This is a genomic window from Phaeodactylibacter sp., assembly GCF_040219495.1.
Taxonomy (GTDB): domain Bacteria; phylum Bacteroidota; class Bacteroidia; order Chitinophagales; family Saprospiraceae; genus Phaeodactylibacter.
This window is the reverse complement of the sequence record NZ_JAVJSK010000080.1, coordinates 44,904-58,294: the sequence shown is the minus strand read 5'-3', so window position 1 is coordinate 58,294 and position 13,391 is coordinate 44,904. Positions and strand designations below refer to the sequence as shown.

Annotated in this window: 10 protein-coding genes; all 10 read right to left on the bottom strand. The window is 52.1% G+C overall.

Annotated features, from left to right (window positions below; all coding sequences use genetic code 11):
• Positions 1–65: 65 nt before the first annotated feature.
• Positions 66–1,337, bottom strand: coding sequence for a sensor histidine kinase (locus RIC19_RS12670; RefSeq protein WP_350178694.1), 1,272 nt, complete (start codon positions 1,335–1,337; stop codon positions 66–68).
• Positions 1,334–2,011, bottom strand: a complete 678-nt coding sequence (locus RIC19_RS12665) for a response regulator transcription factor (RefSeq protein ID WP_350178693.1) — start codon at positions 2,009–2,011, stop codon at positions 1,334–1,336. The genes RIC19_RS12670 and RIC19_RS12665 overlap by 4 nt, the downstream gene beginning before the upstream one ends.
• A 47-nt stretch (positions 2,012–2,058) precedes the next feature.
• Positions 2,059–3,570, bottom strand: a complete 1,512-nt coding sequence (locus RIC19_RS12660; RefSeq protein WP_350178692.1) for a PH domain-containing protein — start codon at positions 3,568–3,570, stop codon at positions 2,059–2,061.
• Complete coding sequence (locus RIC19_RS12655; RefSeq protein ID WP_350178691.1) at positions 3,557–4,084, bottom strand: PH domain-containing protein; 528 nt, start codon at positions 4,082–4,084, stop codon at positions 3,557–3,559. Before RIC19_RS12655 ends, RIC19_RS12660 begins: the two co-directional genes overlap by 14 nt.
• 45 nt (positions 4,085–4,129) lie before the next feature.
• Positions 4,130–5,320 carry a hypothetical protein gene (locus RIC19_RS12650; protein WP_350178690.1) on the bottom strand — a complete coding sequence of 397 codons (1,191 nt, stop codon included), beginning with the start codon at positions 5,318–5,320 and terminating at the stop codon, positions 4,130–4,132.
• A gap of 126 nt (positions 5,321–5,446) precedes the next feature.
• The gene (gene pepT / locus RIC19_RS12645) at positions 5,447–6,694 is read right to left on the bottom strand and encodes a peptidase T (protein WP_350178689.1); all 1,248 of its coding nucleotides are present in this window, start codon (positions 6,692–6,694) and stop codon (positions 5,447–5,449) included.
• A 479-nt stretch (positions 6,695–7,173) separates the two neighbouring features.
• Complete coding sequence (locus RIC19_RS12640) at positions 7,174–7,989, bottom strand: M48 family metalloprotease (RefSeq protein ID WP_350178688.1); 816 nt, start codon at positions 7,987–7,989, stop codon at positions 7,174–7,176.
• Positions 7,990–8,238: 249 nt separating this feature from the next.
• Positions 8,239–10,431 (bottom strand): glutamine synthetase III family protein, encoded by a 2,193-nt coding sequence (locus tag RIC19_RS12635; protein WP_350178687.1) that lies wholly within the window; start codon positions 10,429–10,431, stop codon positions 8,239–8,241.
• A 311-nt stretch (positions 10,432–10,742) separates the two neighbouring features.
• The gene (locus RIC19_RS12630) at positions 10,743–11,774 is read right to left on the bottom strand and encodes a glutamine synthetase beta-grasp domain-containing protein (RefSeq protein ID WP_350178686.1); all 1,032 of its coding nucleotides are present in this window, start codon (positions 11,772–11,774) and stop codon (positions 10,743–10,745) included.
• Between the two features lie 119 nt (positions 11,775–11,893).
• Positions 11,894–13,147, bottom strand: coding sequence for an ammonium transporter (locus tag RIC19_RS12625; protein WP_350178685.1), 1,254 nt, complete (start codon positions 13,145–13,147; stop codon positions 11,894–11,896).
• Positions 13,148–13,391 lie beyond the last annotated feature (244 nt).

Below are 13,391 nucleotides of genomic sequence, written 5' to 3'. Positions count from 1 at the left end.
TTTTATGCAAATGTAAGAGTCGAATCTATCGCTCACCTGTAGTAATGTTGAAGCAATTCTGAAGTTTAAACATTTATCGGAAATTTCACCTTTATTTCGTGCCATCCATCCTGAAAATCGTAGCCCACCTCCAATTGATTGGTATCGCAGATCTTTTTGACGATCGCCAATCCCAGCCCCATGGATTTTTCGGATTGCTGATTTTTGCGAAAACGCTTAAAGAGATCAGCCGTAGGGATACTCGGCGGGGCGCCGGTATTGCGGATGGAGAAGCCCTGTTTGTCCAGTTTTACTTCAATGGCACCGTCTTCCTGATTGTGGCGGATGGCGTTGCGCACGAGGTTGGACACCAGGACATCAGCCAGGGTTGGGTCAATGGCTAAGCCAACATCAGGCTGCACTTCCCGCTTCACCGGTAATCCGCGAAGCATCGCTAATTCCGAAAAATTGTCCAGGCAGGCATTAACAACAGCTGAAATGTCAACCTCCCGCTGAGCGCGGAACTCATGGTTTTCAATTTTAGTAAGCAGCAAGAGCGCACTGCCCAGTTTGGACAATCGCCGGAGCGCATTCTGAGCGTCGTTAATCAGCCGGAGCTGTTCCTGGTCCAAGTCCTGTGTTTCCTGCAGCAGCTCCAGCTTGCCCCGGGCAATGGAGAGCGGGGTTTGCATTTCGTGAGATGCATTCTCAGAAAACTCCCGTACCGACCGGAAGTCCCGCCTTGCCCTTTCGGTCATAGCAGATACAAAGGCGTTCAGCTGCCGGAATTCTTTGGTACTGGTGGCGGGTAAATCCAGGGGTTCCGGCTGCTTAATATTAAAGCCCCGTATACTGCTAAGAATGCGCTGAAATGGCGTCAGCAACCATCGGGTCACCAAAAAACTGGCGATCAGCATTCCCACCCCAAGGATGAGGAAAAGGCGCCACAGAATTTCCACAACTACATCGTAGATATCATCGGATTCGATAAAAACATCCGTTATAGAAATGTGGTAGAAGCTCCCGTCCACTTCCTTCACCGCTTCGAGTTTGCGGTAGGGCTCCATCTCTCCCGCCCGGTATGGGTGAGGCGCCAGGGTATCCGAAAACCGGTAAAAGGTATCTATCTTCAGGTGGTCGCCCAAGTGCTCAATCCCAACTTTCCGGCGCCGCAAAATTTCGATTGGAATCCCATCCCGCACATCGTTGGCCACGTCTTGTACTTCATCGTAGAGCTGGAAGTCGGTCTCTTTTGTCACCTCCGTTTTCACGACGTGGTACGTCACCCAGCCCCCGATACCAAAAACAAGCACGGCTACCAGCAGGTAAAACAAAGTGGTTTTTGCAATCAGGTTCATCGGTTGGTAAATTTGTAGCCCAGCCCGTAGATGGTCTTGATGTGCTCTTCGCTGTCTTCTATGGCAATTTTCTTACGTAAATTCTTAATGTGCTGGTACACAAAGTCAAAGGAGTCTAAAAGGTCTACATCATCGCCCCAAAGGTGCTCTGCAATGACTTGCTTGGTTAGCACCCGGTTTTTATTCGTGATGAAAAACAGCAGCAATTCGTACTCTTTGACGGTGAGGGTTATGGGCTGATCAGCGACCGTTACCTCCCGGGTATCGGTATCAATACGGATAGAGCCGTGTTCCAGCACCGTGTGGCCCTGCAGGCGGCGGCGGCGGAAGATGGCATTCAGGCGGGCGTTGAGTTCGGACAGATGGAAAGGCTTGGTCAGGTAGTCATCTGCCCCGAGCTCTAAGCCCTTGATTTTATCATCCAGTGCATTTTTGGCCGAGATGATGAGCACTCCGGTTTCCGGGTTCATCCGCTTGAGCAGGCGCAACAGGTTGAGCCCACTGCCATCGGGCAGCATCAGGTCCAATAGTACAATATCATAGGTAAACGACAGTAGCCGGTCCTGTGCTTCCGCGAAGTTGCGGGCCGACTCGCAGACTACATCGCCACGGCTGAGGTACGCCTGTATGTTGTCAACCAGTTCTTGTTGGTCTTCTACAATGAGCAATTTCATAATACCAAAGGTAAAAAGCGAATTTGTAGGAAATTTGAAGCCCGTTCCTACATCCAGTCTTCCTGCCGGCTTTCCACCCGGTAGAGCACGTAATCCTGCAGTGCCTGAGCCAACCCTAATGGCAGGAATGGCACATAGACAGAGCCCCCGGCCGTAAACAGCTGTACCGAAGCCAGATCGCGGCGGCGCTGAAAGAACGACTGCCGGATACGCACAGACTGTACTTTATAAATCGGCAGCAGGGTGGCGGTACGCCCCAGAACCCCTTCTTCTGTTTTCAGGTACTCTTCCGAAAGCCATAACCTGAACCGGCGCTGATACGTCCAAAGGTACAGAGCGCCCAGTACGGGAAAAGCAATAGCAGGCAGCGCAAACCGGGGCTCCTGCAGGAAATACCACAGAGCGCCAAAAACCACCGCCGGCAGCAACGCGTAAAAACGGATATACCAAGTGAAGTAAGCCCTGGAAATCGTATGCTGCTGAAATTCAGCATTGGCGCTCTCTTCAAAACTGGAGTGCACGACATCGTCCACCTGCCTGGTTTTGCAGCCGGGGATAGAAATCTGCTCCGCGGCCCGCTCCGAGCCCGATATCGCCTGATGAATAGAGACCCGGAACAGCCCCAGCAAGCGGCGCAGGGGGTTGTCCGTCCAGCGGATGAGCTGTATTTTACGCTTTTGCATCGAGGCTTCCCGGCGGTTGAACAACCCGGCTTTGAGCTGGAAGCCCTCCCGGCTTTCAAAAAACTGAAGATCGTAGTGCTGAGTGACCGTCCGCATCAGGGTGAGAAAGAAAGCGAGTACAAACAACATCCCCGCCAGTATCAAAAAGCCCCAGAATCCGGGCTTTAGCATAGGCCAGCGTTCTATCAGGGTCTTGACCAGATCCTGCTCAAAGGCGCCCGCCACGGTAAACAGGAACCCGAAAACGGTGCCCACAATAACGCCCGCCGTAGCCAGGTGGTTTTGGGTGACCCCAATACGCAGCAGGTCATCAAAGGTCAGGCGCAGGACCAGAGACTGCATTAGGGGTGCCGGGGTGAGGGGCGCTCTACCCTCAGCGCTTTCTGTCCCGGCATCGTCCTGCTTTTGCTCCAGTACATAGGCCCGCATCGCCTCAGCATCCTGCCGCTCCAGCGCATCAATCGTGACCTCATGCCCGCTGCTGCCGGCAGAATCCACCCGCAGGCTCACCACACCAAGCAAACGGTGGAGCACATTTTGCTCAATGTACAAATTCTGGATGCGCTCAAAGGGCAGTTTGGTCAGGCTCCGGTTGAATACGCCCTTTTGGATGACGAGTTGGTCTTCTTCCAGGTGGAAAAAGTAGCGATAGTAAGCAATGACTGAAACGCCGAGTGAAAACAAACCACCGATCAGCACGGCCGCATTCATCAGCAACTCGGTATTGCTTTGCTCTTTATTGCTGCGGAAAAGAAATACCAGCAAAATCGGCCAGGCCGCACGCAGTATTCGCACCACAAAGTTGTAAATAAAGATGACTATCGCGGCTTGTGCCTGCCGGCGGGGCGCCAGGAAACTGGCCTCATTCTTCTTCATCGGATGCCAGTTTTTGAGCTAAGAAATTTCGGATCCGCTCTGCATCCTCCCGCTTCAGCCCGGGAATCGCCAGGTCGCTCTGACTGCCGCCTGCCGTAAAAACCGACAAGCTTGAAAGCCCAAATTGCCGCTCAATGACCCCCTGTTCGACCTCGCTGTGCTGAATGCGGGTGAAAGGCACCACCGTTACCGTGCGGAAGAGCAGCCCGCGGCGGTACATCAAATCGTGCTGCCGTACTGCATAGCCTTTGATGCGGAAGCCCAGATAGCGCAGCAGGGTGGCCAGCAACAACAAGAACACCCAGAGCCCGGCGATACTCCAACGGATACCCGCCGGAAAGTCAGTGACAAAGTAGCTGTAGGCCAGGAATAACCCCAACACTACCAACCTAAAAAACCAAAGCCCGATAAGGTCTACCCGGAGATAAGCCTTATCGAGCCCCTGCCAGTCTACTTCTGCTACACTTGGCAGCGCTTCGATTGACAGTTGTGTGTTTTGGAATAATGGATTCATGATTCCAAAATAGGTACTCTGCGGTGATTTTCAAATATTACCGGATCAGATCATCCGACGGGTCCTTGCTATTTCCCGTTTGATGAAAGGTTTGAGCTGTTCCACAGCCTGCAGCAACAACACCTCCTCTGAGGGGAAAGGCACCGGCTGATTGCCAATCCGCTGCCGGGATTGCTTGCTCAGAGCCCGCTTGTCGCCGCGGAAGGTAGCGGCATAGTTTTCAAAGATGGCTTCGGCAAAGAGGGGTTCGGTATGAATAATATTTTCCGTTGCGCGGTCAAGGAACTCCAGGCGGCCGTTGACCCTGACTGTTTTGTTCTGGTAGTTCTCCAGCACCAACGCCCGCACCCGCACCTCACGGGGCACTTTGATATCGTTGCCGAGGGTATCTTTGGCCACATTCCCATTTTGATCCAGCACGTACTCCCAACCGTCTTCTACTACGGCGGTCTCTTCGTACTCCCGCTCCCGCACCAATCCGGGGCTGACTTCAATGCGGTTGATGCGCATGACCACCTCGTAGTCATACTCCTGCCCCTTCACCGGGCGGGTATGGTAGACTTTCCACTGACTGTTGAGGTCCTGCACAGCAATGGCTGTAAGCTCCTGCTCGAAAGCATTGGGCATGGTAACCGGTGCTTCCTGCCGGAGCCGTACCAGTACAAAAGTGGTGCCCAGGTACAGGGCTTCCTCCTGCAATTGTTCTACATCCCGGTAGCGCTTGAAGTACTGACCGATGCGGTCCAGCTCTGCGAAAGCCTGCCGCGCTTCAAGGCGGTCGCCCGTTTGGCGGGCATTGCGCAGCAAGCGTATGGCTTCTGCGTAGTGAAATTCGGCAGCTTTCTCCCGGCTTTCCGTTTCCAGTTCGTCTACTTTCACAAACCGGAAGTTGGCTTTGATCCCTTCTTTGGAGACGAGGGGCAAGAGCGGGGCTACGGCTTCCTGCCGTTTGCGGATGCTCAGGTAATGCTCGTGAATGCGTGCCCAGTTTTCGGGCCGCCCCTGCCGCTTGAGGCGGTCCGCGTTGGAAAGGTCGCGCTGATTGGCTTTGGCAAAAGCCTCTTCCAAAGCGAGTACGTATTTGGCTTTCTTGTTTTTCTTGCCTGCCAGCCGGCGTGATGCGACTTCAATTGCAGCCTCGTAGTTGCCTTTTTCGACCAGCTTTTCCGGTGACATGCAGGACGTCAGGCTCAGGACTAAGAACAGGATCGGGGGAAAGGAACTTCGGGTACGCATAGTGTATGGGTTTTGCTTTAGCCCAAGGTATTACTATACGGCACCCGATGTTCCTATGCGAATGTTAAGCCGGACTGAGCTTCTGTTAAAAAGTCTTAAGCGGGCAATATCGGCTCTTAAAAAACCTTAAGACCGTTCTTCCCACAGGCGGGCAATCTCGATGATGGTGCGCACTGCCGCCTGCATATCCTGCACAGAGGACCACTCTTCCTTAGAGTGGAAAGCATACTCTCCGGCAAAAATATTGGGACAGGGCAAGCCCATGAAGGACAAACGGGAGCCATCCGTACCGCCCCGTATACTCCGCTTTTGGGCGGTTATCCCGGCACGGCGCATCGCTTCTTCGGCGTAATCCACAATTTCCGGCCGCTGCTGTATCATTTGCTTCATATTGCGGTACTGCTCCGTTACCACGAATTCCGCTTTAGCGTTGGGGTAATGCCGCAACACCTGATCGAGAAGGCCTTTCAGTTCAGCTTCGTGGGCGGCCAGCTTTTCGTCTTCAAAATCGCGGATGATGAACTGCACTTTCGCAGACTCCGCTCCGCCACTGATACTAACAGGGTGCACAAAGCCCTCTTTGCCTTCGGTAGTCTCCGGAGAAAGCCGGTCTTTAGGCAGAGCCGCTACCAGATCGGCAGCAATTTTAAGGGCACTTTCCAGTTTGCCTTTTGCAAAACCCGGGTGAATACTTACGCCGGTGATATTGATGGTCACGGCATCTGCGGAAAAGGTTTCGTCTTCCAGGCTACCCAGGCGTTCGCCATCAACGGTGTAGCCGAAGTCAGCATTGAGCTTTTCAATATCCACGTGGTCTACGCCTCTGCCAATCTCTTCATCAGGAGTAAACAAGATGCGGATGGTCCCGTGTTTCACCTCCGGGTTTTGCGTAAAGAAGTGTACAGCATCCATGATCTCTGCCACACCGGCTTTGTTATCGGCTCCGAGCAAGGTGGTACCACTTGCGGTGACGATATCGTGCCCGGTTTTGTGCTTCAACTCGGGGTGGTCGTCCGGGCTGAGTTGTACAGTGGGGTCATCGGGCAAAGTGAGCACTCCGCCATCGTAATTTTTGTGGACAATAGGTTTCACCCCTTCCCCACTGCAGTCAGGCGAGGTGTCTACGTGCGAACAAAAGCAAATGGTCGGTACGGCTTTGCTGGTATTGGCAGGCAGGGTGGCGTACACATAGCCATGCTCATCGAGGTGGGCATCGGCAATCCCCATTTCCTTAAGCTCTTCCACTAAAATGCGGCTGAGGTTCTTCTGTTTTTCTGTAGAGGGGAATGTGGTAGATGCCGGGTCGGACTGTGTATCAATTTGTACGTACCGCAGGAAACGGTCGAGCACGGTGTGGTTGATGTTAAGGCTCATAATTTTTGCTGGCAATTTAGGGAATTCAGAAAAGAGTAGGCAGAGAATGCGTGAAAAAGCTGGGAATTTTGGAGTTGGGGGCAGGCGGAAGGGGGGTTCACGCAGAGGAGGAGCACTCCCCCGGGCAGACTCCTGCCAAAATTTGCCCAGCATTTTGCGGACTTTGCGTGAAACCTAAAAAAAGGCAATGCAAGCTCGGATGTTGAAGTTAGGCCGTACTTTCAAGCACACCCTAAACTTAGAGCATGTTTGGAGGAGCACCTTTACGTTGCAAATCAGCGCTTTATTACCCCCACAGAAATGCGGGGCAGGCTATGGCATCCGGTTTTTCGGTCACGTAGCTATATGGCTATGCTAAACATAGCATCTCTTAGCCTGCTAAACGCCCTTCAAAACCGTTAGCCAGAACCATAAATTACCGATTTTCACAGGTAAATCACCTCCAAACATACTCTAAACCGCCTTTCGTGGAAGAGGGCTTACGGAAGGCTATTCTGGAAATCCATCCACTCCTGAGCATCAGAATCAAAAGCAGTGTCACACATGCGGTCTTCGGCCTCCATATTGATGGCCTCCACACGGTTGTCCGGATTCGGGTGAGTACTCAGGAACTGCGGCGGATTAGCAGAGCCCTGATCGATCAGCTTCTGAAAAAAGCTGGCAGCACCATTAGCGGCATATTCCGTTTCACAAAGATAAATGACGGAAAACTGATCTGCCTGCGACTCATCATCCCGGCTGAACCTCAGCCCAAGCAGGCTGCCCAGCACATTGGTGAGCAAGTCCTGATCCTGCCCAAGCAGCAGGCCCAAAAGCGTAGCTACACCATATTGTTGTGTGAGCTGTTGTGTGGAGTGCCGCAAATCCGCGTGTGCAATTTCATGGCCCATAACACCAACAAAGTCGTCCTTTTCATTCAGGAACTTGATCAGGCCTGTATACACAAAGATGTACCCACCCGGTGCAGCAAAGGCATTCAAGGTTTCGGGATCGTCAATGATATAGACCTCCCAGGCAAACTCCTGTGCGTACTTGACTTCCCCACTTGCGAGGATATCATTCACCATGGCATTAACGTAAGCGTAGGCCCCGGGGTACTGCCCCTCATCGAGGATGGGGTATTCCTGAGGGTTAGCCAGGATTTCATCCCGCAGTTGCAGGCCCAGCATTTTATCGTCTTCGATAGAAAAGAGGTTGATGCCTCCGCCGCGGTCATCGTCACCGCAACTGGAAAAGGTCCCTACACTAATGGCAAGGAAAAGGGAAAGAACAGCCCATTGAATGCGCTTCATCATGTTTATTTTGATTTTCAAATTTTGTTGTTTCGACGCTAACTTGCAGCGTAAGTCACGTATACTCGAACGATACGCCGGTAGCTCAAAGTTCGCTATAAATCCTAATTTTTTATTATGAGCATGTTGGATTTCCATCATTCCAGCTACAAGTGGCAAATTTACAGGCATCAAAAACAAAATAGCCCGGACAAGACCTGTTCAGCCTCGCCCGAGCTACGGTTTTTCACGCCCTGTCGGACAGGGAATATCCTAGCGCACAAACATCAGTTCCCGGTACTTAATCAGTGGCCATTCACGGTCGTCCACCAGGTATTCCAGGCGGTCGGCATAAGTCCGGATCTCTTCCATTAGCGGCTTGATCTTGTAGCAGTATGCTTTGGCCATTTCGTTGGCATCTTCCAACTCATTGGCATCGCGGCGCACATTGGTCATTTCATTGACCTTCTGCTTGATGAGGCTGACGTTTTCAGCAATCAGCTTAACCAGGTCGAGCTGTGTTTTATACTCCTTCTCACTCAGCCCCAGGCTCTTGATATTCAAAGCGCTGTTGGCCAGCTCACTCTGATAGGCTAAAGCAGCGGGTAAGATATGGTTGATCACCATTTCTCCCATGGTCCGCGCCTCGATCTGCAGCTTGATGATGTAGTTTTCGTTCATTACCTCATAATGGGCATGCAGTTCCTTTTCAGTGAACACATTACTGGAAGTAAACAGCTTTACCGCATCGTCGGATAGATAAGCGTTCAGCGAATCCGGAGTGTTAGGCGTATTCGCCAGCCCACGCTTTTTCGCTTCTACCTCCCAGGCTTCGCTGTAGCCATCCCCTTCAAAGCGGATCGCCTTAGACTCGGCAATGTAACGGCGCAGGATGGTTAGCACCGCTGCATTGCGGTCCTGCCCTTTGTCCATCAGTTCCTTGAGCTCCTTTTGGAAAATTTCCAGCTGACGGCCCACGATGGTATTCATCACCGTCATTGGTGCCGCACAGTTCATGGTAGAGCCGACCATGCGGATCTCAAACTTATTGCCGGTGAAAGCGAAGGGCGAGGTCCGGTTGCGGTCCGTATTGTCCAGCTCCAGGTTAGGAATCTTGTTGAGCAGGTCGATCACTTCTTTCACGCCTGCTTCGTCAAAAGCAGCACCTTCTTCAATACTATCCAACACCTTCGTCAGCGTTTCTCCGATGAAGACCGAAACGATGGCGGGCGGTGCTTCATTGGCGCCCAGACGGTGGTCATTGGAAGCGGAGGCGACGCTGGCGCGCAGGATGTCGGCATGCTTGTATACCGCCTGAATGGTATTCACAAAGAAGGTCAGGAAACGCAGGTTGCTGCCTGGCTTTTTACCCGGAGACAGCAAATTGCTACCGGTGTTGGTGGACATAGACCAGTTGTTGTGCTTACCCGAGCCGTTCACACCCGCAAATGGCTTCTCATGCAGGAGTACCCGCAGCTTGTGCCGGCGAGCCACACGGTCCATCAGGTCCATCAGCAACTGATTGTGGTCTACGGCCAGGTTGACTTCCTCAAACATCGGTGCCAGCTCGTATTGGCCGGGGCCTACCTCATTGTGGCGGGTACGTACGGGGATGCCCAGTTTGTGGCACTCTGTTTCCAGGTCGCGCATGTAAGCGTATACCCGCTCCGGAATAGAACCAAAGTAGTGGTCATCCAACTGTTGCCCCTTTGGAGAATGCTTGCCCAAAAGGGTACGGCCAGTCAGCAAGAGGTCGGGGCGTGCGTTGAACAACGCCTCGTCAACCAGGAAGTACTCCTGTTCCCAGCCCAGGGTCACCCAGACTTTACTCACCTGCTCGTCAAATAGCTGGCAAACTGGAATCGCAGCTTTTTCAAGGTAAGATTGCGACTTCAGCAACGGCAGTTTGTAGTCGAGGGAGTCGCCACCATAAGTCACGAAGATGGTCGGGATACACAAGGTCTTCCCCTCCCCTACTTCTAGGATAAAAGCAGGAGATGAAGGGTCCCATGCGGTATAGCCGCGGGCTTCAAATGTGGAGCGCAGGCCACCACCGGGAAATGACGACCCATCCGGCTCCTGTTGAACGAGGGTATCGCCGGTAAACTCTTCCACCACTTCACCATCAGGGCGGAGCGTAAAGAAAGAATCGTGCTTTTCGGCAGTACGGCCCGTCAATGGTTGAAACCAGTGAGTGTAATGGGTAACGCCATGGTCCATTGCCCAGCGCTTCATAGCGTCTGCGACAATATCGGCATCTTCCCGGGACAGCTTGGCACCGGACTCGATCGCCACTTTCACATTGCCGAAGGCTTCTTCGGTCATGTACTCCTTCATGGATTCGTCATTGAAGACGTTGCAACCAAAGAAGTTAGAAATTTTAGGGTCGGGTACGTCTACGTACTCCAACTCAAACCCGGAGCGATTAAGAATTGTATCCAAGGCTTGGAATCTGGAAAGGCTCATAGAAATATGCTTAGATTTAAGTTATAGTTCCTGAAATAATTTTTGTGCCGGATCTTGTGTTGACGCGGTGATTAGAGCTTGTTTGCGGTCTTACCGACTAAAGGTAGCAAACTTTAACCGCCATTGGAAAAGAGCGGGCCAGGATTTTAATATTTGGTGCCTCCGGCCAGACCGGACTCCGAAAATTCCAATAAGACTGCCTCCGGACGAGCCGGAGGCAGAAAATTGCATACTTCTATGCAGGAACTATTCGGTTGACTAGAGTTTGTTTGGCTATGCAGGTGTTACCGAATGAAAGCCCGGACCGGGGCTTAAGCCGGTTGCATCACCTTGGCGGAATGCACGGTTTTGATGATTTGTGCCGCCACTTTATAAGGGTCAGCTGAGGAGTTCGGGCGGCGGTCTTCCAACCATCCTTTCCAACCATTCTCTACCGTTGCAATCGGAATACGGATTGATGCTCCCCGGTCGGAGATGCCGTAGCTGAACTTATCGATCGACTGTGTTTCGTGCAAGCCCGTCAGGCGCAGATGGTTGTCTTCACCGTACACCTCAATATGATCCTGAATCACTTTCGGAGAAGCACCGAAGGCTTCACAAACGGTATCGTACACTTCACGGCTGCCGGCTTCCCGGAGCAATGAGTTGGAAAAGTTGGCATGCATACCGGAACCATTCCAATCGCCCTCCAAGGGTTTGCAGTGCCAGTTGATGCCCAGCCCGTACTTTTCAGCAGTGCGTTCCAGCAGGTAACGTGCAATCCAAACCTGATCGCCGGCTTCGTGGGCGCCTTTGGCAAAAATTTGAAATTCCCACTGCCCGGCAGCAACTTCAGCGTTGATCCCTTCGATGTTAAGGCCCGCGTCAATGCACAGGTCCAGGTGTTCTTCAATGACATCACGCCCGTAAGCATTCCCGCCTCCTACAGAGCAATAATAAGGACCCTGAGGCCGTGGATAGCCATTCGCAGGGAAGCCCAATGGTTTATTGGTCTCCAGGTCCCAAAGGAAATATTCCTGTTCGAAACCGAACCAGAAGTCCGCATCATCATCATTGATGGTAGCCCGGCCGTTGGTAGGGTGCGGTGTACCGTCTGCATTGAGTACTTCGCACATGACCAGAAAGCCCTCGCGGCGGTCCGGGTCCGGATAAATAGCGACTGGCTTAAGGAGGCAATCCGAAGAACCGCCTTCCGCCTGATTGGTGGAGCTGCCATCGAAGGACCAGATGGGACAGTCCTCAAGGGCGCCACTGAAGTCTTTTACAATTTTAGTTTTGGACCGCAGGCCCTGTGTAGGCTCGGAGCCGTCAAGCCAAACATACTCTAATTTAGATTTTGCCATGATCTATTCAAGTTTTGTGGTCAATGTTCGAATGTCAGTACCCTGCCGGGTAATAGGGCCGGTTAGCCCCAATGTGTTTTTTCATACTAATTCCAATATTTAGAGCGTGTTTTACCCGCTTAATCCATCAGCTGATAGGCAGGCTCTGTGACGGTCCCTGCTTCGTAAGCTTCCATATCATGCTCTGCGATATCCAAGCCGAGTTCTTCTTCTTCTTCACTTACCCGGATGCCGATCGTCACCTTCAGGAGGTACATTAGGCAAAAGGCAAAAGCGAAGGTAAAAGCACCGACTGCAAGGGTACCGTACAGCTGTATCCATAATTGCCCCAGCCCAGCCTTTGCACCGAAAATACCTACCGCCAGTGTGCCCCAGATACCGCACATCAGGTGTACCGAAGTCGCACCAACCGGATCATCAATTTTGATGCGGTCGAAAAAGACAACAGAAATAGGGATAATAAACCCGGCAATACCCCCAATAAAGATGGCTTCCATTGGGCTCATGAGGTCTGCACCCGCTGTTATACCGACCAGGCCGCCCAGAATACCATTGAGCACCATGGACAAGTCGTGCGATTTAAACAAGGAGTAGGAGACAAAAAATGCCGCTACCGCACCCGCAGATGCCGCCAGAGAAGTGGTTACAAAGACCAGAGAAACAGCTACCGGATCAGCAGAGAGTACAGAGCCCCCGTTAAAGCCGAACCAGCCAAACCATAAGAGGAAGACCCCGATAGCAGCCAGTGGCATACTGTGCCCCGGAATCGGCTTGATGCCGCCGGACTTCAGGTATTTGCCACGCCGTGCGCCCAAAAGCAACACCGCTGCCAGAGCGCCCCAGCCCCCTACAGCATGCACCAGGGTAGAACCGGCAAAATCATAAAACCCGGCCGCATCTAACCAGCCAGCGCCCCACTTCCACATCCCCGTGATGGGGTAGCTAATAGCAACAAACAGGGTCGCAAAGATCAAAAAAGCGTTGAGCTTGATGCGTTCTGCTACCGCCCCGGAAACGATTGTCGCTGCCGTTGCCGCAAACATGCCCTGGAAAATAAAATCCGTGTAGTAAGTATAGCCACCACTGGCATAAGCAATAGCACCGGCATCACCCTCCGGCATGCTCAGCCCAAAACCACCGAAACCAAAGAACCCACCTTCATTAACGCCGGGGTACATCAAATTGAACCCAACAATAAAGTAGGTCAGCAACCCGATTGAAATAATCATCGCATTCTTGAACAGAATGTTGACCGTATTTTTCTTTTGTACGAATCCGGCTTCAAGGGCAGAAAACCCAAGGTGCATTACAAAAACCAGCACCGTAGCAACCAGCATCCATACATTATTAGCGGTAAATAATGCCTCGTTCATTATTTTGTCGTTAAAGCGTTTTTATAAATAGTTCCAAACACAGCAATCACATGGATCCCTGAAATCTTCTGACCCTGGGCAATAGGTCTACCTAGCCCGGTTCAGACAGCAAAAAAAGGTTTTGATTAATTTGGTTACACGGTAGGGCCCTCAGCTTTTTTGACGGCTACAAGTAGCGTCATTATTAAGTGTAATAGGAAGTTGAGGATTGTTGTGCTAAGTAGTATGAAGATATTTGTGGTCC

Bases quoted from the DNA above. Each gene is read 5' to 3' on its own strand.
- RIC19_RS12635 (WP_350178687.1), bottom strand. From the start codon at position 10,431: ATGAGCCTTTCCAGATTCCAAGCCTTGGATACAATTCTTAATCGCTCC.
- RIC19_RS12665 (WP_350178693.1), bottom strand. From the start codon at position 2,011: ATGAAATTGCTCATTGTAGAAGACCAACAAGAACTGGTTGACAACATA.
- pepT (WP_350178689.1), bottom strand. From the start codon at position 6,694: ATGAGCCTTAACATCAACCACACCGTGCTCGACCGTTTCCTGCGGTAC.
- RIC19_RS12640 (WP_350178688.1), bottom strand. From the start codon at position 7,989: ATGATGAAGCGCATTCAATGGGCTGTTCTTTCCCTTTTCCTTGCCATT.
- RIC19_RS12625 (WP_350178685.1), bottom strand. From the start codon at position 13,147: ATGAACGAGGCATTATTTACCGCTAATAATGTATGGATGCTGGTTGCT.
- RIC19_RS12650 (WP_350178690.1), bottom strand. From the start codon at position 5,320: ATGCGTACCCGAAGTTCCTTTCCCCCGATCCTGTTCTTAGTCCTGAGC.
- RIC19_RS12655 (WP_350178691.1), bottom strand. From the start codon at position 4,084: ATGAATCCATTATTCCAAAACACACAACTGTCAATCGAAGCGCTGCCA.
- RIC19_RS12630 (WP_350178686.1), bottom strand. From the start codon at position 11,774: ATGGCAAAATCTAAATTAGAGTATGTTTGGCTTGACGGCTCCGAGCCT.
- RIC19_RS12660 (WP_350178692.1), bottom strand. From the start codon at position 3,570: ATGAAGAAGAATGAGGCCAGTTTCCTGGCGCCCCGCCGGCAGGCACAA.
- RIC19_RS12670 (WP_350178694.1), bottom strand. From the start codon at position 1,337: ATGAACCTGATTGCAAAAACCACTTTGTTTTACCTGCTGGTAGCCGTG.